Raw genomic sequence first — 23,572 nt, 5'->3', positions numbered from 1 at the left:
CTAAATTGTCAATCATTTTGTCTTTCCATTTACCTATTTTTGTTATATTTTTAGATCAATATATACATAAATAGGACTTAACACTTATAAAAAAAGGCGTTCATTTATAAAATGACGCCTTTAAAGAATCTTTTATTTCATTTAAATTGCTTGTTCTTTCATTTCTTCTAGCTGCTTTTTATCAAAACGATAGGTTTCATTACAAAAATGACACTGTGCTTCAGCTTGGCCGTCTTCCTCAATCATCGATTGAATCTCTTCTTTTCCTAAGCTGATAATGGCATTAGCAATTCTTTCTTCTGAGCACTGACATTTGAACTCTACAGGCATTGTCTCTAGAAACTTTACGTTTTCTTTTCCAAGAACTTCTTCTAAGATTTCCTCAGGAGAAAGACCTTTTTGAATCAGTTTTGAAATGGGTTCAATCGTTTGTAAACGTTGTTCAATAGCTGTAATCGTTTGATCATCTGTTCCTGGCATAAGCTGAATGATAAATCCACCCGCAGCTAAGATTGTGTTATCAGGGTTAACAAGTACACCTACACCTACTGAAGATGGAACTTGCTCAGATGTCACGAAATAATACGTGAAATCCTCTCCTAATTCTCCCGATACGATAGGTACTTGTCCATTAAATTGATCACGCATCCCGATATCTTTTACAACACTCAGCGTACCATCTGTACCTACAGCACGTGCTACATCTAATTTTCCATGCTGATTTAAATCGAAGTGCGTTTGCGGGTTCGTTACATATCCACGCACTTCACCCTTGGCATTGCTGTCTACTAAGATAACACCAATTGGGCCGCGGCCTTCAATTTTAATTGTTAGCTTTTGCTCACCTTTTAGCATAGCCCCCATCATAACTCCCGCAGTCATTGAACGTCCCAATGCTGCAGAGGCTGTAGGCCATGTATAGTGACGGCGCTGCGCTTCTCCAACTGTATCCGTTGTTTTTACCGCATAAGCGCGAACTTGACTATTGTAAGCTAGTGCTTTTACTAAATAGTCGCCCATAATATACACCTCTTACTCCATATTTTTTGTATAGATTATTTGTAATCCTTTTAAAGTCAAAAATGGATCCACAATATCAATAATATCCGACTCTTTAGCAATCAATGTTGCGAGTCCTCCAGTAGCAATAACTTTAGGATTTACTGTTGCTTGCTCTTTCATTCTTGCTACAATTCCTTCTACTTGTCCAACGTATCCATATAAAATACCTGCTTGCATCGCAGATACTGTATTTTTCCCAACAATGCTATTTGGTCGCGCAATTTCAATACGCGGAAGCTTAGATGCTCTTGAATAAAGAGCTTCTGTCGAAATATTAATACCAGGGGCAATTGCACCACCCATATATTGCTTATTTTCATCAATGTAGCAATATGTGGTTGCGGTACCAAAATCAACGATAATTAAAGGGCTTCCGTACAGCTGAATTCCAGCAACAGCATTGACAATACGGTCTGCTCCCACTTCACGTGGATTTTCATATTTAATATTTAAACCCGTCTTAATTCCAGGACCAACAACAAGCGGCTTTAAATGAAAATACTTTTGACACATTCTCTCCAATGCAAACATAATAGGAGGAACAACAGAGGAAATAATAATACCATGAATATCTTTAAAAGATAAACTAACGTGCTCAAGCAAGGCTTTGATTGTCATGCCATACTCGTCTTCTGTTTTATTACGGCTTGTTTCTACACGCCAATGGTACTTTAATTCATCTCCATCGTATACACCTAATACCGTATTGGTATTTCCAACATCTAATACAAAAATCATTTCAATCACCACTTTATTTAAATTCAGTATTCACACTGAAACCATCATACCATAACTGGTAAATAGACGTGTATATTCTAGATAAAATAGGAATATAATGACACAATTCTCTAGTAGATATCCTACTTATCCACTATATATGAAAAACTTTTTGCCAAATCTAACTTCTACCCAATAAAAAAGATCAGTGGAGATTGTCTCCACTGATCTTTTTTGATCTTATGCTTTTGGCTCTTCATCGTCTGTCTTTGTTTGGATGTTTACTTTAACATCTTCATCTGTTACGTGACTAGAACGGTCTGGAAGAGTTCCATGATCTACTAAGTGATTGATCTGCTCAGCGTCTAACGTTTCTACTTCTAACAATGTTTGAGCTACAAGCTCTAACTTGTCACGGTTTTCCGTTAAGATCTGCTTCGCACGCTCATAGCTTTCTTTAATGAAACGTTGGATTTCATTATCAATTTCATGAGCAATCGCATCACTGTAGTTTTGTTCACTGTGTAAATCACGACCTAAGAATACTTGGCCTTGTTGTGATTGACCGAATTGCATTGGTCCTAACTTTTCACTCATACCGTATTCTGTTACCATTTTACGAGCGATGCTTGTTGCACGCTGGAAGTCATTGTGAGCACCTGTACTCACTTCGCCGAAAATAATTTCCTCAGCTACGCGACCACCAAGCAATCCAACAATTTTATCCAGCAGCTCTGGCTTCGTCATAAAGTAGCGATCTTCTTTTGGTAACATAACAGCATATCCACCAGCTTGCCCACGTGGAACAATGGTTACTTTATGTACCATATCAGCTTCGTCTAATACGACACCGATAATTGTATGTCCTGCTTCATGATAAGCAACAATATTGCGTTCTTTTTTAGAAATAACTCGACTTTTCTTAGCTGGACCTGCAATTACGCGGTCTGTTGCTTCGTCAATATCGACCATTTCAATTTTCTTTTTGTCCTGTCTAGCAGCTACTAAGGCAGCTTCGTTTAACAAGTTTTCTAAATCTGCACCTGAGAAACCTGGCGTACGCATAGCAATTGCTTTTAAGTTTACTGATTCATCTAAAGGCTTATTGCGAGCATGTACTTTAAGCACTGCTTCACGGCCATTTACATCTGGACGATCTACCGTAATTTGACGGTCGAAGCGGCCTGGACGTAATAACGCTGGATCTAAAATATCCGGGCGGTTTGTTGCTGCAATAATAATGATACCTTCGTTAGCACCAAAACCATCCATCTCAACAAGCAACTGGTTCAATGTTTGTTCACGCTCATCGTGTCCACCACCAAGACCTGCGCCACGTTGACGACCTACAGCATCGATTTCATCAATAAAGATAATACATGGAGCATTCTTCTTCGCATTTTCGAATAAATCACGAACACGAGAAGCACCGACCCCAACAAACATTTCAACAAAGTCCGAACCACTGATAGAGAAGAAAGGAACGCCTGCTTCACCAGCAACAGCTCTTGCTAATAATGTTTTACCAGTACCAGGAGGTCCCACAAGTAAGACACCCTTCGGAATTCTTGCACCTAGCTCTGCGAATTTACGAGGATCTTTTAAGAACTCAACAACTTCCACAAGTTCTTGCTTTTCTTCGTCTGCACCAGCTACGTCTTTAAATTTAACCTTTTTCTTTTCTTCGCTGTAAAGCTTAGCCTTACTCTTACCGAAGTTCATAACACGACTTCCGCCGCCCTGAGCTTGGTTCAGTAAGAAGAAGAATAGGATGAAAATAATAACAAACGGAATGATTGACGTAAAGAACGTTACCCAGCCGCTTGTTTCATCAGCAGGTTTAAAATCAACTTCTACTTGATTATTTTCTGAAGCAGCGTCAATACGATCAAGTGCTTTGTCACCATCTACGATGTAAGTTTGGAACGTTTGATCCTTTTTATAAGAATCTAACTTTCCTTGCACAACATACACGCCTCTTTCAGGCTTCATAGAGAGTGATTTCACATCACCTTTGTCTAAGTGTTGAACAAATGTATCGTATCTCATTGGTTCTGCTTTTTGATTAGAGCCACTAAAGAAGCTTACCACGCCAATAATGACTAAAAATATAAGTAAATAAAAGATGGTATTACGGAAGATCCGATTCATTTCTTACCTCCTCCCACGATAAACAAATACTGTATTCAATACTAACATAGAACATTTATCCTATCCAATAAATTGCACTTGGATATGTGCTTCTTAATTGCTGTATACTTGCGGTTTAAGAACCCCAATATACGGCAGGTTACGATATTTTTCTTGATAATCCAATCCATACCCTACTACGAACGCATCAGGTACTTCAAATCCAACGTAATCTGCTTTAATAGCTGCTTTACGACCTGTTGGTTTGTCTAAGAGTGTGACAATCTTAATTGACTTAGCTTTACGGTACTTGAATAACTCTACAAGATAGCTAAGTGTTAAGCCGCTGTCGATAATATCCTCTAAGATAAGAATGTCTCGACCTTCAACTGATGTATCTAAATCTTTTAGGATTTTTACTTCACCAGAAGAAACCATCGCATTGCCATAACTTGATACATCCATAAAATCCATTTCTAAATATGTATCAACACGCTTAATTAGATCAGACATAAAAGGCATAGCGCCTTTTAGTACACCGATTACCAAAGGAAAACGGTCAGCGTATTCCTCAGATAATAGCTTACCCAATTCTTTTACTTTCTGTTGTATTTCTTCTTCTGAAATCAAAATTTCTTGAATATCCTGCTTCATTCCTTACTTGCCTCCTAGAAGTTTTCGCTACTTATAGTATAAAATAACATATCTGGACTTATGTGTATGCAGTTCATAAGCAGATTTTTTCAAACCAGGTAGCCACAAAATAGTTCCTTGGCTATCTTCCACTACCGGCCAATGATCTCTGAAGTGTAAAGGGATTTTTTCATCGATAAAAATATCCTTTACTTTTTTATGTCCCTTCATGCCCTTTACTCGCATTTTATCGCCATTTTTTCGTGTCCTTACCTTTAATGATTGTAAATCGTGAGCTTCATCTAAAAGAAAAACATCGTTTCCTTTTATATCTTCGACTTTATTATGTATTTCACAAATAAGCTGGTGACCATTTGGAAGCTCAACGACCCCTGGAATCGGAACAATAAATTCATATGGCTCGATGTTCCCCTCATTAAAGGTGAAAAGACAGTCGTTGTAAGATCGGATAATGCGTAAACCATTTGGAAAGTCAAGCGTCCCAGACGGTTTTTCACTTTCACAAAATCCTACTAACGTGTCAACATGCGCTGAGGAAAGGGTTGGAGGAATTTCTTTATAGAGATAGTTTAATATTAGTTGAATACCACGCCTTTGTAAAGGCTTGCGTATCCTTAGAAAACAATCTCTATCAATGAGAATTTCATTTTGCAATTTCTTTCTCATTACTTTATTCATCACATCGGTCGTTAATTCCTCTAAGTATGCTTGATCTTCATGCAAGTTCTCGCTAAATTGTTGAAATTTTTCATGTACAGCGACGTTTTCTTGCTTTAAAAATGGCAAAACGTAATGACGAAACCGATTTCTCGTGTACGAGTCTTTCTCATTACTCGGATCAATTCGAGGTGTAAGCCCATGTAGCTTACAGTAGCGATTGATTTCTTCTTTCGTTACGGCTAGGAAAGGCCTAATAATAAATCCATGCCCATATGGCCGCTTGGGCTGCATCCCTGCGTATCCATTCATCGTACTACCTCGAACCATTCGCATTAACATCGTTTCAATCTGATCATCTCCGTGATGTCCTAATGCAAGAAGGTTTGCTTTGTGCTTCTTCATAACATGAGTAAAAAATGCATAGCGGCATTCTCTAGCAGCTACTTGAGAAGATAGCTTTCTTTCCTTCTGATAGGCAGTAACATCAATCTGCTTCGCCTCACATTTAATATTCAATTGTTTGCAGTAGTTCTGCACATATTCCATGTCTTGCTGTGACTCTTGGCCCCGGAACATATGATCAACATGAGCAGCAATAATCGTAAGAGATTTTTGCTCTTTCAGACTCCATAAGAAATGCAGCAGCGCTAAAGAATCAGGACCACCAGAAATACCTACAACCACCGTAGAGCCTGCGGATAATAACTGATGTTTTGTCATAAAATTGTTCACTTGCTTTTCCATAGGAATGACTCATCCTTATAATGTACACGCAATAATGTATCATTAATTTACTTTATACGAATGACTATAAGGAAAGTTTCACAATTTCTCCAAACTTTATAGCACTTGAATAAATAGATACAAAATATAAATCAACATTACAGACGTACAAAGTAGTAGCGTCTCTAACACGTGAGAACGCTTCTTCTTTACTTTAACACGAGGGGCAGACGGTTGACGAACGTTTTGAGGCTTTGTTCCTCTACTTTTTGCCCCTCTTCTTTTTTCGACCGATAACACCTCTGTTTTCATTTCTTTAGCTGACTTATACTTTCCCGTAACCGCTTGATACAAAACGTCTCCGAAAGGCTCCAACTGCTTTGTTGTTAATATAAATTGTTTTAATTGTTCAGCCGGTTTGTCTGTTTTATTAATTCGCTTGCCATAAGCCGCGTGAATCAAAACCATAGATACGGCAAACAAATCATAGGTCGGTTCTGCTTTTCGGGAGCCAAGCCCCCAGTGCGCTCGATCATAAAAGTCGGTAAATTCTTTTATTGACCGCCCTTGCAGAGTTGTTCCTCCCACGTCGATCCATCGAACTTTTACAGGGTTAGATGTTACGACCAGGTTTTCGGGTTTTAAATCGCCAAATACCCACCCTTCTTCATGAAGGTTTTCTAAGTCTGTTAAGAGCTGGCTTGCAAACACTTGCAACCATTCTGTCCCTCTTGTTGAGATAAAAGAAAGGAGAGGCTGCCCTTTCACATACTCCATTACATAGAAAGAAAGAGCGTGAGAACCATAGCTCCAATCATCTACATCAAGTAAACGCGGTCCTAGCACTTTGTCTTTGACTTGAGACAACTTTTTTAATACATTCACTTCTGCTGTAACGGACATGTTGGAAAAGCTTATTTTTAACGCTGCTAGCGTTCCGTTTACTAATTGGACTAAGTAGACAACTCCAGTTGCTCCCACGCCTAATTTCTCAAGAATTTTATAATGGACGTGATGCCATTTCCCTTGAATTTCTGTTCCCGGAGATAGGTTACATACCTGATTCTTCAATGTATTGTTCATTATTTTTTAACAACCCTCTCAATGAGCGCTTTTTGGTGAAATAATGAGTAGCCTCTTTGATAGCCGGTCCAGTAGGCGTAATACCTCCTGCTGTTAGTTTTGGGAAAATCGTTGAAAGCGACTCTAATCTTGGATTCCAGTCCATTAGCTTCTCTACATCTTTCTTTTTCCCAGGAAATAAAAAGATTGAAAATTGATTGTGCCCCATGCGAGCATTCAAGCTTAACGATAAATCTAACAGCGACTCCTTTACAGTAGGGAGCTTATTTTTCATACTTCCGCTCATGTCAACTAAAATAAGAATCTCTAAGTCAACCGTTTCCCCAAGTTCATCAACCACTTCCATGATTTCTCCACGCTTCTCAGGAGATAACTCTTCTAATCTTGAATTAGAGGAACCTAGAATTTGCTGAAGTTCTTTATTTACAACGCCTTGAAGTGTTTGCGTCATTGCCTGCCTTGTAACCATTTGAACAGTTTGAGACAGCTGTTTTACGTAAACAATTTGACTCACGCCACCGCCTGACATGGCAATGCCTTCTATTTCATTCGTGCTTTGCTCATCAATTGTATCCTCTTCCATCACACCAATAACGTTTACACTAATTCCTTGTTCTTTAGCTAGTGCAGCCATTGCTACCGGATCTTCACCTGTATTCGAACCACCGTCCGTAATGACCAACATCTGTTTCAATGTACCTTTTTTCATAAAAAAATCCCCTCCTCATTATCAGTATTAACATGATAGACGAGGAGGAGATAAAATATACTTCTATCTAACTATTGTGCTTTTTTACGATAAGCGTAAGAAGGAATCGATGACCATTTCGGGGTATTGTGCTGAAGTTTTGCCACAACTACCGTCATATCATCTTCAATTAAACCTGATTTTGTTCGAATAACTTCTTCCATAATTAAGTCTGCAATTTCTTGTGGATCGTTTGTTTGAAGCTCGCCAATTTTTCGCTTCATCCACATTTCGTAGTTCTCAACGTGTTTCGGTCCTTCAAATACACCGTCACTCATCATAATTAACAAGTCTTCCGCCTTCATTTGTTCATTCACAACATCCACTTCAAATTCTTCAATAATGCCCATTGGCAAATTGCTTGCCTGTATTTTAATAACCTTATCTCCGCGTTTGATGAAACTTGGCGTAGAACCGATTTTCAAGAAGTTTACATTGGCATCTTGTAAATCAATCATCGCTAAATCTAAGGTCGAAAAGATCTCATCGTTTGTACGCAGGGATAAAATAGAGTTAATCGATTTGATTGCAATTGTCTCTTCTATTCCTGTTTGTAAAATTTGTTTTAACAGCTGAAGCGTTTCGCTGCTTTCATAGTGGGCACGCTCTCCATTTCCCATGCCATCACTAATAGCTAGTGCATACTTACCGGCGTTTAGCTCAATCATGGAATAGCTGTCACCGGATACAAACCCTCCGCCTTTAGCAGCATGTGCTACGCCTGTATCAACAACGTATGCTTTTGTACAGCCAAACGAAACGTGGCAATAGCCTTGAGGGTATTTAGCACATTCTTCGTTCTTTACTACAATACTTTCACCTAAAATATCTGTAAGCATTGGCGCAATAATTTTCTCGCATTCTCCTCTTCCGTGACAATATGGCACCCACATTTCAATATCTACATTTCCAGGTTCTAAGCTATAAATTTCAATTTGATTGATTTCCATCCCAAAGTTACGAAGAGCTTCTAAAATCTGTTCTTCTTGTACATTTAAATTTTCGCGCTCTCGCTTAATTTCTTTTGCAAAATTCCCCATGACTTCAGAGACACCGTGAAGCTGTTCTGCTACAATCCTTCTACTTTCTTGAATTTGTGCTTTTAAGTGCTGATTGGCTTTAAAATACGTAAGTTCATGCTCAATCACATCGATGACTTTTTTCGATTTCACGCAATGTTTGTCCATTTCTCGAATTAGCCTTGGATTTTGTTCAAGAGTGCCATTATCAACTTCAAGCATAATTTCCTTCATATATTCATAGGTTGTATCAAACTGCTGTGCCCAGCATTGTTCTTTTTTAAAACAAAATTGGCACGTCCTTTCGGTAACGCTGCTTAAGAAATAATCAACTTCTTTATCAGCGCTTGGCTTTTCATCGTAAAATCCATTTTGCGTAAAGCTTTTGGAAAGTGCTTGAAAAACATTTGAAAACTGTTCTACGCGATTTGCTGTTACATCTCGGATCTTACGCACGTACTGCTGTTGTTCAAGCATATTTTCAGATGTCCCTGGTACTAGTTTACTTAAGTTTTTCAAAACAAAAGATGGGGTTAATAAAAATAGGACAACGGCCGTCAGTGATTCATACAAATTAGTCGTCAATCCTTGATCTGCCTGAGCATATAGGCCAATTAGCAATGAACCAACAACCAGCCCTAGAGCTGCCCCTAGCTTTTTACCGTCTTTTAAAAGTCCTCCAAGCAAGCCAGAAAAAGCGAGTAAACTCATTTCGTACAAACTAGAAACATTCGCGAAACTTAAAATTAAACCGGTTACGACCCCGACCGTAGCTCCTATCGTAGGGCCAGATACAAACGCAAAAACTAATACTAAGTAACGAGATAATATATGTTCAGCCGAAAGGCCGTAAATCATCCACCCTATTGTCCCTGTCATAACAGATGCCAACAAAATAATAAGAGAAATCACTTCTTCTGTTTTTAATGATTGTTTTCGCTTTCGATATGAAATTAAAGGCACGCTTTGTAGGAAAATCATTGTTAAGATAAAGCTCAACCCTGCTTCTACTGCCACAAATGTAAAATCATACATGGTGAATTCCTTGGTAAACACATAAAAAATAGTTAGTTTTGTAAGTAACATCGCGCTAAATACAGTGAACGGCAGTTTCTTTAACGGATCCATTGTCAGTATGCCGCTAAATCGATGAATTAGTAAGAAAACAAATAGTGTAGCAAATACGGTACCTCCATTTTGAATGGAAACACTAAATGCCCCTGCCAATACGGCTAAACTTGCTAACGGTGCTTTTTCTTTCTTTATAGCCATTACGGCTGCAAAGAATGGCAAAGCAAATGGCATGATTTTCATTAAAATTAACGCTCGTCCTAATAAGAAACCTACGACTAGCAGCAATAATCCCCATTGAAATAACACCTTTTCCGTTTTCATACCCGCCTTTGTAAATACACGGGACATTTCTAATCTAGTTCGGTTAAATACCGCCTCTGTTGTTGGACTTGCAAAATCTCTTTCCGTCTTTTGCATTCTCCCACCACCCGCTAATTATACTTATTCGTTATTATATCGCGGCGAAAGGTGAAATTTTGTCAAACGGACTAGCAAAATACCTATAATCGTTCGACTATTTTCTAGTATTATATTGAAAACTATACAAAAAGATGTACAATCTTACATGGAGATTTAAAAAATATGAGAGATACTGTTCGCCCCAGAGAAAGCCTATGCTCATCATTCTTTTTTAAAAGCAAATAAAAGTCTATAAAAATAACAAAAAAGTTATTGACAATAACCCTGCTTTTTTATATTATTATAAATGTCTTTTAGAGAACGTATAATGGCGGTGTAGCTCAGCTGGCTAGAGCGTACGGTTCATACCCGTGAGGTCGGGGGTTCGATCCCCTCCGCCGCTACTCGAATAACGGCCCGTTGGTCAAGCGGTTAAGACACCGCCCTTTCACGGCGGTAACACGGGTTCGAATCCCGTACGGGTCATCAAAAAGCATGTACAACAAGTACATGCTTTTTTTCTACTCTTTTTTACATATAAAAAAAGCACCTTTTAGATAAAAGGTACTTTCCAAAAACTCGCTATCTATTTGATATAAGCAGCAAGTTAACCGCGTTTTGCACCGCGTCCACCGCGTTTTGATTCGGTATGGCGTTTTAGGGAAGATAAACGTTCTTCACTGTCTTTTAAGAAACGATTCATTTTTTGTTCGAATGTTTCTTTTGTACGGAAATCATTACCGCCACCACGATTGTTATTACGTTGTGGGCGTGAATCACGTGGACGGTCTGAGCGTGGCGCTCTTGCAGGACGCTCTGGTCTTTCTGGACGTTCTGGTTTATCTACCGCTTTCTTAATTGAAAGACCAATTTTACCATCTTTCTCAACGTTAATTACTTTGACTTCAACTTCGTCGCCCACTTTTAAATGGTCGTTAATGTCCTTTACGTAATTATCAGCTACTTCACTGATATGAACCAAGCCTGTTGAACCTCCTGGTAACTCAACAAAAGCTCCAAAGTTCGTAATACCTGTTACCTTTCCCTGTAACTTGCTGCCTACTTCGATTGACATAAAAAAAATGCTCCTCCTTAAATGATAAAAGAAATCAATTTATTATATTATACAAAAAGCAAAAATACACTGTCAACGAACCATACGTTTAGTCTTTTTTTACATTAAAGATAATTTCCCCGTCTTCTGATAAAAAATAATCTCTGCGGGCAATCTTTTTAATATAATCATCGTCATTCAACTTGACGATTTCACCTTTTAACTGTTTTTGCTTGCTTTGTAATTTTGTCAGCTGCTGTTCTAATTTTACCTTCTCAGCTTTTTTGTTCTCAATAGCTGAGGTTTGCGTAATTAAAGCTGATACCATCAATCCACCAATGATTAAGGCCAACACTCCGAAAACAGTCAAACGCCTAATTAAACCGATACGCTTTCGATCTGTATTTTGTTTAATTTGTTCTTGTTTATGGCTATAATCAGTATTTAACTTCGCGACCTTTTTTTTTCGTACCGCACTCATTGAATTAGTCGTCCCCCTTGTTTTTTAAAGTGTTCACCCATGCAACGACTCTCATTATCATATTCTTTGCACGATTGTAAATTCCTTCTATATACCGAAAACCCATATGTAAAAATCGTTTTACAGGTTTAGGCATCATTCTCCAAAATACGAAAAGAACCCACCTAGTCGGTAAGTAAATAAGCTTTAGACAGAATACGAGCAGCTTATGAACAGCTCGGTAGATCCCTAAAGCGACTACAAGTAGAATATGAATAAAGAAGCGGATAGGCTTGACCAAAAAAATATTACTAAGCGTTAAAACACCTCGATATAAACTTAATACGCTCGAGACAGTAAATGTTAATACTTTTAAATACAGTGATTGAAATAAGCTTTGATACGCGGCAAAGCCGCAAAACAAAGCAAGAAACGCATACAAACGCAGTTCTCCTTCATTCACTAAAAACAACACATAAAAAATGAGAAGAGCTTGCACCATCCAAAACAATACGTCATTTACAAATACAAACCATGGGCGTGATTTAGAGCGATTAACAAAGTAACGATAAGTATCGAGAGAAGCACCTAAACCGCTTCCCATCGATACCATCGCAAGCATTGTATAGAGCTGAATGTTTAAACTCATCGAAACAACTTACTAAAGAATCCTTTAGCCTTCTCCGATTGGTTCTCATCTAAGTAAACTATATCAAAGATTTTTCCTTTTATCGATACAATTCCTTGATCAACGTCTAAATTTTTCATTTGCAGATTTTGCCCTCTAACTGACAAGAAACCCATCACTGTTTCAAGTAAAAATTCCTCATTGTCAAAGCTCTCTACCTGCTTCACACCCGTGATATCTAAGAGACGCCGACCCTTCATCACTAAATCATGATTTGGAGTATGGTCTTTGTTTGAATTGCTTGTTTCATAAAATTGGCTCATATCTTCATCCCCACCTCATTCATTAAGAGCATTCGCTCTTGTTATCTGTTGTTTAAAACATATGAATGAGAAAGGTGATTTAGAACAAGCCTTCATCAGTTATACTTCAGATGAAATACGCTCTTCTTTGACAATTGAGTACAAATTAGCTGCTTCTTCTTTTTTAGCTGCTTCTTGAAGGGCCTCTATTTTAACGGTAATTTTCTTCGTGCCAAATGTGATGGCTAATTCATCTCCTACTTTCACATTTGTGCTTGCTTTTGCAACGATACCATTAATCGTAATACGGCCCTTGTCTGATACTTCTTTTGCCAATGTACGGCGCTTAATTAAACGTGATACTTTTAAAAATTTATCTAACCTCATAATTCCCTCACCTTTCTGTTTTACAAACCTGTTTTTTTGGCTTCTTCCCAAAATTCATCTAACTCTTTTAACGAAAAAGATTCAAATGGTTTTTCAGAAGCTCTCACTTTTTCTTCAATATATTGAAATCGATTTAAAAATTTTGTATTCGTTTTAGCTAATGCAGCTTCAGAGTCGATTTTATAAAATCTTGCAATATTCACTAAAGCAAATAAAATATCTCCAAATTCATCGCTCATTTTTTCTTTATCAGCATGCTGTACTTCATCTTGGAATTCAGCAAGTTCTTCCTGTACTTTTTCCCACATAGGTTCAACTTCTGACCAATCGAAACCAACTTTTGCAGCTTGTTTTTGGTATCCGTGCGCTTTCATTAAAGAAGGCATAGCCCCAGGTACAGAAGCTAACAGAGAAGAAGGCGCCTCTCCTTTTTCTTCTTTTTTGATTTCATCCCAATTTTTTAAGACCTCATCTGCATCATTCACGCTCACTTCCCCAAATACATGCGGATGGCGTCTTACCATTTTCTCTGAAACACTGCGAATGACGTCATCAATTGAAAACATTCCTTCATCTTCACCGATTTGTGCATGAAGCAATACCTGCAGCAATACATCACCGAGCTCTTCAATCATATTATCGTCATCTTGACGGTCAATTGCATCTAATAACTCATAAGACTCTTCTAGCAAATAGCGCTTGAGCGATTCATGCGTTTGTTTTTGATCCCAAGGACATCCGTTTGGCCCTCTGAGCGTGGCAATAATCCTTCTGAATGAGTCAAATTGATGGTATAAAACCGTTTCGTCCGCTACTGGAGGGACATAAATAGTCGTTAAGTTATTGAGCGACATTTCTCTATCTAATTCATACAGCTTGACCGGCTGGATTTTTTCTTCACTGCTTCCCGCTGCCGTTACAATGTAAACGAGGTAATCATCAGGAACGTGTTCCATCAGCGTTAGTTTTACCTCTGAAGCAACGAACTGATCGTACACTTGAGCAATTAGAACATGACCCGTTAACTCTATTTCGCTTCGCTTTAAGTCTGTTCCGTCTAGCAGCTGAAATCCTTCAATAGGATCGATCTTTAGTGCGCCAAAAATTGGATCTAAGAAGCTTTGTCCCCCTTTAATTTCAACAGGAATGCTGCGTTCTTTTCCTTTTTGTAAAAGTAATTGAACCGTACGTTCTGCCACTAAAGGATGCCCGGGAACGGCATACACCACTTCTTCTACTGAAGCTTTATCGATTAAATCATTTGATATATGTTCATATACCTCTTCAAATCCATCATAAGATTCGTATACGTCATCATAGGATACGTACGTCAAGCCTTCACTTTCTAATTCTTTGATTACAGGATGTTCTTTTGTGCGCATATAAATATGCTTTTCCTGCTGCAGCAAGCGATAGATGCCTACGGGTAGCTGCTCTAAATCGCCTGCTCCTAAACCAATAACTGTTACTTTACCTGTCATTGCTTCACCTTCTTATTTATTTTTTAATACGTATTTAGCTAAAACACTTCCCATTGGAAGTAAACGTAATTCCTCTTCGGTAAAAATATGTTGTTTCATAATGATAAACAAATAAAACAAACCGCCTATTAAAACACCAGATCCTGTTTCAACCACTTGTTTGCTTGTATCTAAACCATTAGACCATACAAAGTGATGTAAACAAAATAAATAGCTTTGCAAAAGAATGACCATTGCTATGCCCGTTATAAAAATACCTCCACTCGCCTTTTTCGGAACGAGCGATACAGCTAGCTTTTTATACAGACAAAATAGATTGATTGCTGCAACAATAGCGAATCCAGCTGAGGAAGCAATGGCTGCTCCTATGGTTTGAAAATCTGGTATTAGCCAAAGATTCAATATCAGTTTAACCGTCATGCCAGCGATGACGGCTATTACAGGTGCGAAAACAGCTCCCATCCCCTGAAGCACAGCTCCAGCAGTTGCTGCTACGGTTGTAAATATAACTAACAAGCTCAAAATTTGTAAAACGTCCGTTCCGTCGGAGTTACTATATAAAAGCATATTAATGGGTTTCATCAGCGCAATCAAGCCAAAGGCTGCTCCAACTCCGACTACAAGCGATAGTCGGAGAGACAGCTGAACTTTTTCAAGCACAAATGACAAGTTCTTTTTCGCAATGGCTGAAGAAATAACGGGTACAAGTGAAAGTGAAAAAGCTGTACCTACTACTGTACCTAATTGAATCAACGGAAGTCCACGGTCATAAATACCTTTTGAAACTTTTGCTGCCTGTTCAGCCATGCCATGCGCCGTCAGACCAGAATATAATGTAAAGGAATCAATAAGCTGAATAAACAGCAGACCCATAGCGCTGATACAAATTAATAAACCTTGAATAATAAGGATTTTCACTACTTTTTTGATGTCTGCTTTTTTTATGCGTTGAAATACTCCCTTAGAATTTGTCTTTGTTCTAAAAACAAATAAACATAAAATAATAAGAGATGTTATACCGCCTGTTATGGAACCAAAAATAGCTCCTGCTCCTGCAGTATAAGGACCATACCCATGGTGGATAAAGAAAATAGATAGGCACAAAATAGTCCCTACTCGAACAATTTGTTCTGCGATTTGAGACAACGCAGTAGGAAACATATTATATAATCCTTGATAATAACCACGAATGACAGCAATAAACGGAATAAGTAAAAACGAAAATGAAATAATTTGAATGAGAAGCGTTAACTGACGATCTCCCATCCACTCGGCAATCGTTTCTGCAAAGATATATTGGAGGGAAAACATTATGCAGCCTACTACAAACAAAAAAGCAAATGAAACTTGAAGTATTCCTCGGATTTCCTTTCTCCGATTTGTTGCCACATAATCGGCTACTAACTTTGAAATAATTACAGGGAAACCGTATGTACCTAGCTGTAGCGCAATTCCATATAGCGGATAAACTTGCTGATAGATATAAAACCCTATATCTCCCGCAATATGGTGATATGGAATACGGTAAGTAGCACTTAAGATTTTCGTAAATAAACCTGCGAGCGTTAAAATAATCGCGCCGTTAAAAATAGAATAGAGCTTTGATTGTTTCTGCATTCCTACACCTTTCACCTGCAGCTTGTAATTATGTGAACAACGCTTTTTATGAGCCGCTAACTGTAGAAGAATAGCGCTTTGTTCTTATAAAACATCCTGCACTTTCCAATAAATAAAATACCGTACCATTATATCATGTTCTCTTTATTTCTAAGGTAAGACAGCATGAAAAAAGGTAGCAGAAACTGCTACCTTTTCAGTAAATAATGTAAAATAAAGATAATTACGCTTACTGCTCCATTTGACGAGATAAGAAGCTAGCTGCCGTTTCGGCTGCTTTATGCTCTACTTCACCAAGAGACTTCTCTTTTGAGAAGATGACAACAGCTCCAATCGGATCTCCATTTGCAATAATCGGACCGATTGTGTAAGAAGAAATATTTTCTTCGTATCCATCGACAAATTCAAGGTTTTTCCCATCAGTTACTAAAGAAGAACTGCGGCTTTCCATAACAGATTCTACTAAAGAACTAATGTTTTTATTTAAGTATTCTTTTTTAGAGCTTCCTGCTACCGCAATAAATACATCGCGGTCACAAATAAGTACAGGATGACCTAAGCTATCGTATAGCGCTTCGCCATACTCTTTTGCAAAATCTCCTAATTCACTAATTGGCGAATATTTCTTTAAAATAACTTCTCCATCGCGATCGACGAAAATCTCTAGCGGGTCTCCCTCTCGGATGCGAAGTGTTCTTCTAATTTCTTTTGGAATCACAACGCGACCCAAATCATCAATACGACGAACAATACCTGTTGCTTTCATTCATTGAAGCCTCTCTTTCATATGATGATTAAAATAGTTGGTGAATATCACTGATGGCTATATGATAAAAGGTTCACCTTTGTTGAGGTTAGTATTCTTCACTCTACAACTTCTATTCACCAACCATCTCTTTTTTTGTTAAAAAGTGTGCTTTTATTAAAAAAATGTCCAAAAAACCGCCAAAACATGGGGATTTGGACATTTTTATTTCGGCTATATAAAAAGAAGGCTCAAAAATGAGCCTTCTTTTTAATTCGTAACTTGTTCTTTTTTAACAGTAGCTACTCCTTTTACTAACTGATACACAATATTGAGCCATTCTTTTTGAGCAAGTCCTTTTACATTAACCACTAATTTTACTTTTTTGCCTTCCATACCTAAGCTGACCATTCTGCCAAATTGATCACCTAGCATGAATAATTTTTGACCGTCTATCGTTGAGCTCGCTTCTTCAGACAGCAGAATAGAAATTTCTTGTTTTGACTGAAGAATAGATTCTACTAGGTTCTGCGTTGCATATACTTTTGTTTCAGCTACTTTAAACAAATACTCAACCTCAGCCGGATACTCTCCAAAACGATCAATCATTTCATCTTGCAGTTCTTGAATATCCTCTAGCGCTTCAATTCCTCTAAAGCGCTTATACATCTCAATTTTCAAGCGGCCGTCTGTAATGTACTGATCAGGGATATACGCGTCTAAGTCCAGGTTCATTTCCACATTAAATTTCACACTTTCTCCGTCAGACCCGCGTCTTTCCTCTATCGCTTCTTTAAGCATTTGTGAATAGAGATCGAAACCGACAGAATCGATAAATCCATGCTGCTGAGCACCCAGTAGGTTTCCGGCGCCACGTATTGAAAGATCACGCATAGCAATTTTAAAACCAGAACCTAATTCGGTGAATTCTTTAATAGCTTGCAGACGCTTTTCAGCTACTTCTGTCAGTACTTTGTCTTTATGATACGTAAAGTACGCATATGCCACGCGATTTGAACGACCTACGCGTCCTCTTAATTGATACAGTTGTGATAATCCCATCTTATCAGCATTGTTGACAATGAGCGTATTTACATTTGGAATATCTACTCCTGTTTCGATAATAGTTGTACTCACAATCACGTCATATTCGCCTTCTAAAAAGCTTAAGATAACCGCTTCGAGTTCTGTTTCATTCATTTTTCCGTGGGCATACGTTACCCTAGCATCAGGCACGAGCATCGAAATTTCTTCTGCTTTTCGTTCAATATCTTCTACGCGATTATACAAAAAGTAAACTTGGCCATCACGCGCTAACTCACGCTCAATCGCTTCACGAACTAGAACCGGATTATACTCCACTACATATGTTTGAACCGGAAAACGATTTTCAGGCGGCGTTTCAATAACAGACAAATCCCTTACGCCCAACATAGACATATGTAATGTTCGTGGAATAGGTGTTGCTGTAAGTGTAAGGACATCAACGTTTGCTTTCATTTGCTTGATTTTTTCCTTGTGCGTTACACCAAAACGTTGCTCTTCATCGATAACTAACAACCCTAAATCCTTATAAATCACATCTTTAGATAGTAAACGATGTGTACCAATCACTACATCTACGGTCCCGTTTTTTAGCCCTTTAATTGTTTCCTGCTGCTGTTTACGGCTGCGAAAGCGGCTCAATAGCCCAATATTAATTGGGTAGTCTTGAAAACGCTCACGGATGGTTTCATAATGCTGCTGAGCTAAAATAGTGGTTGGTACTAAAATAGCCACTTGTTTTCCATCTGTCACAGCTTTAAACGCAGCACGAATGGCTACTTCTGTTTTTCCGTATCCAACGTCTCCACAAAGCAGACGATCCATTGGTCTTTCATGTTCCATATCCTTTTTAATTTCTTGTACAGAACGAAGCTGATCTTCGGTTTCTTGATAAGGGAAAGCTGTTTCAAATTCTCTCTGTAAATCGCCATCCGGGGAAAATGCATAACCTTTACTTGCTTCGCGCTCTGCATACAGTTTAATTAAGTCATCAGCGATGTCTTGAACAGAAGACTCAACTTTTCGTTTCACTTTCTTCCAGTCATTTCCGCCAAGTTTATATACTTTCGGCTCTTTCCCTTCAGAGCCTACATATTTTTGTACTTGATCAATCTGTTCAACAGGAACGTACAGCTTGTCAGAGCCTTCATATTTGATATGGATATAATCTTTATGATTACCGTTAATCTCTAACGTTTCCATTCCTAAATAACGGCCAATACCGTGGTTCACGTGAACGACATAGTCACCTACGTTTAACTCTGAATAGCTTTTAATACGCTCTGCATTGGAAAGCTTTTGACGACGCTTTGATTTCTTGATCCGTTTTTTAAACAATTCTTCCTCGGTTAAAACTGCTAATTTTTGCATCGGCAGTTCAAAGCCCATTTGTAAATCGCCTTCAATAATTTGAACAAGACCTGGCACAAGCTGACCATTTCCATCTAAAATAGATGAATCAATATCATAATCTGCTAGCACCCCTTCGAGTTTTTTCACGCGCTCTTTATCTGCTCCTAAGAGGACTACCGTATAATTAGCATTTTTCCAACGTTCAATTTCACTTTTTAATAAGTTCATTTGGCCGTAAAACTGCTGCATCTGCTTACATGAAATATTAATAATATTTTGCGGACTCGTATACGATACGTGCTTCAAAAATAACGATAAGTATAAAAACTGATGTTTTGCTCGCTGAATAAGAGATGGGAGCTTATGAGATAATTGAACATCTCGAACAATTTGCCCCTGTCCTAATAATTCTGTTATCCATTCAGCTTCCTCTGTTTCAAGCTGATCAGACGTCTCTTGAATTCGAGTTGTTTCATCAAAGATGACAAGGCCACCTTCTGGTAAATAATCTAGTAAACTAGCAGGCGATTCGTAAAAGAATGATAAATACTTGAACATATTTTCAAGAAGTTGACCTTGACGCAGCTGTTCAATTTCACCTTTAATATTTTCTGTTAAGGTAGCTTTTAGCGCTGCGTTTTTCACTTGCTGCAGCGTCGAAGCCAGCTGTGCTTCTAGTTCTTCAATTCCTTGGGCCACTTCATTTTGGTTCACAATGATTTCCGTAGCAGGGCCGATTGAAATTTCTTTTAACTGTTCTTGAGAGCGTTGATCCTCAATTGTAAAAGTACGAATGGAATCGATCTCGGTATCAAATAGTTCAATTCGGACAGGTAGCTCTTCTGTTAACGGATAAATATCAATGATTCCTCCGCGCACACTAAACTCACCCGGAGCTGAAACCATCGATGCCCGCTCATAACCCAACTCAACTAACCTTTTTAAATAATGATCAACGTCGATGTCAATTCCCATTTGAAACGGCAGCTGCGTTTGCTCCCATCTTGCTTTAGGAGGCAGCAGCTTTCGAATTCCTGCAAGCGGGGTTACAACTACTCCACCTGTATGTTGACTCCAATAATTGAGTACTTCAATTCGCTGAGCCTTTAATTCTGGACTTGCAATCCCCACTTCTGTAGCAACTAAATCGTTAACAGGGTATAAGAAAACGTCTTTTTCCGGTAAAAGGTGCAAAAGGTCTTCATACACTTTTTGGGCTTGATATAAATTATGAGTCACTACTAATAAGGGGTATTTTTTATCCTCATTTAAGAGTGCCATTAATACAGATCGAGCTGAACCGGAAATTCCCGTTACTAACTGTTCTTTCAAACCTTCTTCTAAACTGCTGACAACAGCTCCAATTTCTTTATTTTCTTCAAATTGCTGTCTAATCCCTCGCAAAGGAATTCCCTCCTCCCATGATATGTCTAAACTAAACAGAAAAACGCTTTGGTTTGAGACCAAAGCTTTTTATTGTATAAATGTTTCGTACTGATGATAGTCTGGATTTCGTTCTAGCGCTTCTTGACAGTCTTCACAAATAATTTTAACCACGATGTCTCCACTATTATGGTAGTGAATAAAGTCTTTTCGTTCATCTGCGGTCAGGTGATTAAAACCGAGTGCTTCTGTATTGTGAGCTGTCTTTTCTATCATACCGACTTTTGCGCCACAATGTCTACAGAAATAATGAATAGACATACAAATCCTCCCAAATCTTTTAGTGTTAGTATGGACGATTGAGAGAAATTTTATTCTGCTTAATTATAGCGATTCATTACTTCTAAGAACGTTTGACCTAAAAAGTCTTCACTCGCGTGCACAGACGTTTTCATCGCTTCTTCCATATGAACCATTTCATCTTCTGTAAAGCGCCCTAGTACATAGTCAACTACTTTCATACCGTTTTTCGGACGATCAATCCCAATACGAATTCGGTTAAACTCTTGGGTTTTTAAATGCTGAATAATTGATTTTATTCCGTTATGGCCGCCTGGACTTCCTTTTGTACGCAATCTTACTTTTCCGCACGGCAAATCTAAGTCATCGTAAATAACAAGCAAGTCTTCGACGTCTATATCAAAATAGTCCATTAACGGGCGAATACTTTCTCCTGATAAATTCATATATGTTAGAGGCTTTAATAATATGACTTTTTCTCCTCTTATTATACCTGTTCCATATATTCCGTTAAACTTTGTTTTATCTAATGAAATCATAAACTGTTCGGCAATTTTATCAATTGCCATAAATCCTATGTTATGACGAGTACGGTCATATTCTTTTCCAGGATTCCCTAAACCAACGATTAATTTCAAAATAGATACTCCTTTCCACTCTATGTGAGTTGTACATAATAGGTAAATGTCTTTAATGTTTTACATTACTATATAGTATCACTTTTATTATAATCAATTCACACAAAAAGACGTAACCTTTTGGTTACGTCTTTTTATATTATTCTTCGCTATCTTTTTCTTTTGTTGCTTCAACGTCGCCTTCAGCATCCTGAACTTCGCCGCTATCCGGCTCTTCTTCCTGTTGAGGAGGTAGTACAGAAGCAACTGTATCTTCTGCATCATGCGTAATTTCTAGCTTTTTATCTACCTTAATATCCCCTACTGTAATTGTATCGTTAATTCCCAAATCTGATACATCTACATCAATAGATGATGGGATATCTTGCGGCAAGCCTTTTAATGAAATTTCATATAGAGACTGCTGTAATACGCCGCCTTCTTTTGTTCCTTTTGCTTCTCCTACTAGAGATAAAGAAACTTCAGTATCAATTTCTTTCTTCATGTCGACCACTTGGAAATCGGCGTGGACAATTTCGTTTTTTAATGGATCGGTTTGAATATCATGTAACATTACGGAATATTTTTGCTTGTCCACTTGTAATGTTAACACTCCATTGCGTCCTGCTTCACGAATAGTCTTAATAAAATCAGCACTGTTTAAGTAAATAGGCGTGGATTCTGTTTTATTTCCGTAAACAACCGCTGGGAAGTTTCCTTCGTCGCGAATTTTTCTATTTGTAGAATTTTTGAAATCCGTTCTTTTATTTGCTTGAATTGAAATACTCATTTTATTCACCTTCCAGTATGTTTTCTACTTAAAATGTACCCTTTTTAGAAGGCTGCTAAACATAAAACTCGTTTCAATCAGCAATATATCTTTGCTCATCCCGTCCAAATCCCTTTAAAACCAAGGATTAGCCCATTTAATTTTTTTCAAAAAAACCTCTTTCCAAATGGAAAGAGGTTCTGTTTATCAATCAAATAACGTACTAACTGATTGCTCTTCGTGAACACGAATAATCGCTTCACCAATTAACGGAGCTACTGAAAGTTCTGTTACTTTACCAATTTTCTTATCTTCTGTTAAAGCAATAGAGTTTGTTACAGCTAGCTCTTTGATTGTAGAGTTTTGAATACGCTCAATCGCAGGGCCTGAAAGAACTGGGTGTGTACAACAAGCATATACTTCTTTTGCACCTGCTTCAATTAATGCACTTGCACCAATTGTAATTGTACCAGCTGTATCAATCATGTCATCAATCAAGATTGCTGTTTTCCCTTCCACTTGTCCAACAATGTTCATAACTTCTGCTACGTTTGGACGTGGGCGACGTTTGTCAATGATAGCGATCGGCGCTTTTAGACGTTCCGCTAAACGGCGAGCACGCGTTACGCCACCGTGGTCCGGAGATACAACAACAACGTCATCAAGATTTTTACTCTTGAAGTATTCACCTAAAATTGGAACACCTACTAAATGGTCAATTGGAATATCGAAGAAACCTTGAATTTGAGGAGCATGTAAATCTAATGTGATAATACGAGTAGCTCCCGCTTTTTCAATGATATTTGCTGCTAATTTGGCAGTGATTGGTTCACGTGCACGAGCTTTACGATCCTGACGAGCATAGCCATAGTAAGGCATAACGATGTTAATTGTTTTAGCTGATGCACGTTTTAATGCATCAATCATAATTAATAATTCCATTAAGTGTTCGTTAACTGGAGCACTTGTTGATTGAATGATAAATACATCACAACCACGGATACTTTCTTCAATGTTAATTTGAATTTCACCGTCACTGAAACGATCAACCGAACATTTACCTAATTCCACACCAATTACTTTTGCGATCTCTTCAGCTAAAGCCTTGTTTGAATTTAGCGTAAATAACTTTAAATTTTCATCAGCATATACATTTGACATTT

Annotated in this window: 21 protein-coding genes and 2 tRNA genes; 2 read left to right on the top strand and 21 right to left on the bottom strand. The window is 38.0% G+C overall.

Annotated features, from left to right (window positions below; translation table 11 throughout):
- Window positions 1-141: 141 nt before the first annotated feature.
- The 8 genes from hslO to spoIIE form a co-directional block, all read right to left on the bottom strand.
- Window positions 142-1,020: an Hsp33 family molecular chaperone HslO gene (gene hslO, locus ACRPLQ_RS26025; protein ID WP_028412650.1), complete on the bottom strand. Its 879-nt coding sequence runs from the start codon at window positions 1,018-1,020 to the stop codon at window positions 142-144.
- A 12-nt stretch (window positions 1,021-1,032) separates the two neighbouring features.
- Window positions 1,033-1,800: a type III pantothenate kinase gene (locus ACRPLQ_RS26020; protein WP_013054886.1), complete on the bottom strand. Its 768-nt coding sequence runs from the start codon at window positions 1,798-1,800 to the stop codon at window positions 1,033-1,035.
- Between the two features lie 219 nt (window positions 1,801-2,019).
- Window positions 2,020-3,930, bottom strand: coding sequence for an ATP-dependent zinc metalloprotease FtsH (ftsH, locus tag ACRPLQ_RS26015; protein ID WP_013054885.1), 1,911 nt, complete (start codon window positions 3,928-3,930; stop codon window positions 2,020-2,022).
- A 93-nt stretch (window positions 3,931-4,023) separates the two neighbouring features.
- Window positions 4,024-4,563, bottom strand: a complete 540-nt coding sequence (gene hpt, locus ACRPLQ_RS26010) for a hypoxanthine phosphoribosyltransferase (RefSeq protein WP_028412649.1) — start codon at window positions 4,561-4,563, stop codon at window positions 4,024-4,026.
- Window positions 4,564-4,590: 27 nt separating this feature from the next.
- A complete protein-coding gene (gene tilS / locus ACRPLQ_RS26005) occupies window positions 4,591-5,967 on the bottom strand; it encodes a tRNA lysidine(34) synthetase TilS (protein ID WP_028412648.1) in 1,377 nt (458 codons plus the stop codon).
- Between the two features lie 96 nt (window positions 5,968-6,063).
- Complete coding sequence (locus tag ACRPLQ_RS26000; protein ID WP_034263697.1) at window positions 6,064-7,029, bottom strand: protein kinase domain-containing protein; 966 nt, start codon at window positions 7,027-7,029, stop codon at window positions 6,064-6,066.
- Window positions 6,998-7,738 carry a VWA domain-containing protein gene (locus tag ACRPLQ_RS25995; protein ID WP_013054881.1) on the bottom strand — a complete coding sequence of 247 codons (741 nt, stop codon included), beginning with the start codon at window positions 7,736-7,738 and terminating at the stop codon, window positions 6,998-7,000. Before ACRPLQ_RS25995 ends, ACRPLQ_RS26000 begins: the two co-directional genes overlap by 32 nt.
- 71 nt (window positions 7,739-7,809) lie before the next feature.
- Window positions 7,810-10,287, bottom strand: a complete 2,478-nt coding sequence (gene spoIIE / locus ACRPLQ_RS25990) for a stage II sporulation protein E (protein WP_013054880.1) — start codon at window positions 10,285-10,287, stop codon at window positions 7,810-7,812.
- 312 nt (window positions 10,288-10,599) lie between these two features.
- Between spoIIE and ACRPLQ_RS25985 the strand changes: the two genes are divergently transcribed.
- Together ACRPLQ_RS25985 and ACRPLQ_RS25980 are read left to right on the top strand one after the other, a co-directional pair.
- A tRNA-Met gene (locus tag ACRPLQ_RS25985) sits at window positions 10,600-10,673 on the top strand.
- A gap of 10 nt (window positions 10,674-10,683) precedes the next feature.
- Window positions 10,684-10,755, top strand: a tRNA-Glu gene (locus ACRPLQ_RS25980).
- Between the two features lie 121 nt (window positions 10,756-10,876).
- Here ACRPLQ_RS25980 and ACRPLQ_RS25975 read toward each other — a convergent pair.
- The 13 genes from ACRPLQ_RS25975 to ACRPLQ_RS25915 all read right to left on the bottom strand — a co-directional run bounded on the left by ACRPLQ_RS25975 (window position 10,877) and on the right by ACRPLQ_RS25915 (window position 23,570).
- On the bottom strand, window positions 10,877-11,344 hold the full coding sequence (locus ACRPLQ_RS25975; protein WP_013054879.1) for a S1 domain-containing RNA-binding protein: 468 nt from the start codon (window positions 11,342-11,344) through the stop codon (window positions 10,877-10,879).
- 88 nt (window positions 11,345-11,432) lie between these two features.
- Window positions 11,433-11,804, bottom strand: a complete 372-nt coding sequence (locus tag ACRPLQ_RS25970; protein WP_013054878.1) for an FtsB family cell division protein — start codon at window positions 11,802-11,804, stop codon at window positions 11,433-11,435.
- Between the two features lie 4 nt (window positions 11,805-11,808).
- A complete protein-coding gene (gene yabQ, locus ACRPLQ_RS25965; RefSeq protein ID WP_028412646.1) occupies window positions 11,809-12,432 on the bottom strand; it encodes a spore cortex biosynthesis protein YabQ in 624 nt (207 codons plus the stop codon).
- Window positions 12,429-12,734: a sporulation protein YabP gene (yabP, locus tag ACRPLQ_RS25960; RefSeq protein WP_013054876.1), complete on the bottom strand. Its 306-nt coding sequence runs from the start codon at window positions 12,732-12,734 to the stop codon at window positions 12,429-12,431. The genes yabQ and yabP overlap by 4 nt, the downstream gene beginning before the upstream one ends.
- Before the next feature lie 99 nt (window positions 12,735-12,833).
- Window positions 12,834-13,100, bottom strand: coding sequence for an RNA-binding S4 domain-containing protein (locus ACRPLQ_RS25955; protein WP_013054875.1), 267 nt, complete (start codon window positions 13,098-13,100; stop codon window positions 12,834-12,836).
- Window positions 13,101-13,120: 20 nt separating this feature from the next.
- On the bottom strand, window positions 13,121-14,581 hold the full coding sequence (gene mazG, locus ACRPLQ_RS25950; protein ID WP_432236331.1) for a nucleoside triphosphate pyrophosphohydrolase: 1,461 nt from the start codon (window positions 14,579-14,581) through the stop codon (window positions 13,121-13,123).
- Between the two features lie 12 nt (window positions 14,582-14,593).
- Complete coding sequence (locus ACRPLQ_RS25945; RefSeq protein WP_028412644.1) at window positions 14,594-16,198, bottom strand: putative polysaccharide biosynthesis protein; 1,605 nt, start codon at window positions 16,196-16,198, stop codon at window positions 14,594-14,596.
- 229 nt (window positions 16,199-16,427) lie between these two features.
- Window positions 16,428-16,964 carry a stage V sporulation protein T gene (gene spoVT / locus ACRPLQ_RS25940; RefSeq protein ID WP_028412643.1) on the bottom strand — a complete coding sequence of 179 codons (537 nt, stop codon included), beginning with the start codon at window positions 16,962-16,964 and terminating at the stop codon, window positions 16,428-16,430.
- Between the two features lie 249 nt (window positions 16,965-17,213).
- Entirely contained in the window at window positions 17,214-20,744 is a 3,531-nt protein-coding gene (gene mfd / locus ACRPLQ_RS25935; RefSeq protein WP_048021886.1) for a transcription-repair coupling factor, read from the bottom strand.
- 69 nt (window positions 20,745-20,813) lie between these two features.
- The gene (locus ACRPLQ_RS25930) at window positions 20,814-21,044 is read right to left on the bottom strand and encodes an anti-sigma-F factor Fin family protein (RefSeq protein WP_013054869.1); all 231 of its coding nucleotides are present in this window, start codon (window positions 21,042-21,044) and stop codon (window positions 20,814-20,816) included.
- Window positions 21,045-21,103: 59 nt separating this feature from the next.
- Entirely contained in the window at window positions 21,104-21,661 is a 558-nt protein-coding gene (gene pth / locus ACRPLQ_RS25925) for an aminoacyl-tRNA hydrolase (RefSeq protein ID WP_028412641.1), read from the bottom strand.
- A gap of 139 nt (window positions 21,662-21,800) precedes the next feature.
- Complete coding sequence (locus tag ACRPLQ_RS25920; RefSeq protein WP_028412640.1) at window positions 21,801-22,430, bottom strand: 50S ribosomal protein L25/general stress protein Ctc; 630 nt, start codon at window positions 22,428-22,430, stop codon at window positions 21,801-21,803.
- Window positions 22,431-22,616: 186 nt separating this feature from the next.
- Entirely contained in the window at window positions 22,617-23,570 is a 954-nt protein-coding gene (locus ACRPLQ_RS25915) for a ribose-phosphate diphosphokinase (RefSeq protein WP_014462059.1), read from the bottom strand.
- Window positions 23,571-23,572 lie beyond the last annotated feature (2 nt).

Origin of the sequence: Priestia sp. TRN 1309 (assembly GCF_050846875.1) — a bacterium.
Lineage (GTDB): Bacteria > Bacillota > Bacilli > Bacillales > Bacillaceae_H > Priestia > Priestia zanthoxyli.
Note: the sequence above shows the minus strand (reverse complement) of the source record. Positions and strands in the feature narration are given on the sequence as shown.

Excerpts from the sequence above, each read along its gene's own strand:
- hslO (WP_028412650.1), bottom strand. The coding sequence starts at position 1,020 with ATGGGCGACTATTTAGTAAAAGCACTAGCTTACAATAGTCAAGTTCGC.
- spoIIE (WP_013054880.1), bottom strand. The coding sequence starts at position 10,287 with ATGCAAAAGACGGAAAGAGATTTTGCAAGTCCAACAACAGAGGCGGTA.
- ACRPLQ_RS25955 (WP_013054875.1), bottom strand. The coding sequence starts at position 13,100 with ATGAGGTTAGATAAATTTTTAAAAGTATCACGTTTAATTAAGCGCCGT.
- ACRPLQ_RS25995 (WP_013054881.1), bottom strand. The coding sequence starts at position 7,738 with ATGAAAAAAGGTACATTGAAACAGATGTTGGTCATTACGGACGGTGGT.
- ftsH (WP_013054885.1), bottom strand. The coding sequence starts at position 3,930 with ATGAATCGGATCTTCCGTAATACCATCTTTTATTTACTTATATTTTTA.
- ACRPLQ_RS25915 (WP_014462059.1), bottom strand. The coding sequence starts at position 23,570 with ATGTCAAATGTATATGCTGATGAAAATTTAAAGTTATTTACGCTAAAT.
- ACRPLQ_RS25930 (WP_013054869.1), bottom strand. The coding sequence starts at position 21,044 with ATGTCTATTCATTATTTCTGTAGACATTGTGGCGCAAAAGTCGGTATG.
- ACRPLQ_RS25945 (WP_028412644.1), bottom strand. The coding sequence starts at position 16,198 with ATGCAGAAACAATCAAAGCTCTATTCTATTTTTAACGGCGCGATTATT.
- ACRPLQ_RS26020 (WP_013054886.1), bottom strand. The coding sequence starts at position 1,800 with ATGATTTTTGTATTAGATGTTGGAAATACCAATACGGTATTAGGTGTA.
- ACRPLQ_RS25970 (WP_013054878.1), bottom strand. The coding sequence starts at position 11,804 with ATGAGTGCGGTACGAAAAAAAAAGGTCGCGAAGTTAAATACTGATTAT.
- mazG (WP_432236331.1), bottom strand. The coding sequence starts at position 14,581 with ATGACAGGTAAAGTAACAGTTATTGGTTTAGGAGCAGGCGATTTAGAG.
- yabP (WP_013054876.1), bottom strand. The coding sequence starts at position 12,734 with ATGAGCCAATTTTATGAAACAAGCAATTCAAACAAAGACCATACTCCA.
- ACRPLQ_RS25975 (WP_013054879.1), bottom strand. The coding sequence starts at position 11,344 with ATGTCAATCGAAGTAGGCAGCAAGTTACAGGGAAAGGTAACAGGTATT.
- tilS (WP_028412648.1), bottom strand. The coding sequence starts at position 5,967 with ATGGAAAAGCAAGTGAACAATTTTATGACAAAACATCAGTTATTATCC.
- yabQ (WP_028412646.1), bottom strand. The coding sequence starts at position 12,432 with ATGAGTTTAAACATTCAGCTCTATACAATGCTTGCGATGGTATCGATG.
- ACRPLQ_RS25920 (WP_028412640.1), bottom strand. The coding sequence starts at position 22,430 with ATGAGTATTTCAATTCAAGCAAATAAAAGAACGGATTTCAAAAATTCT.
- ACRPLQ_RS26000 (WP_034263697.1), bottom strand. The coding sequence starts at position 7,029 with ATGAACAATACATTGAAGAATCAGGTATGTAACCTATCTCCGGGAACA.
- spoVT (WP_028412643.1), bottom strand. The coding sequence starts at position 16,964 with ATGAAAGCAACAGGTATTGTTCGTCGTATTGATGATTTGGGTCGCGTT.
- hpt (WP_028412649.1), bottom strand. The coding sequence starts at position 4,563 with ATGAAGCAGGATATTCAAGAAATTTTGATTTCAGAAGAAGAAATACAA.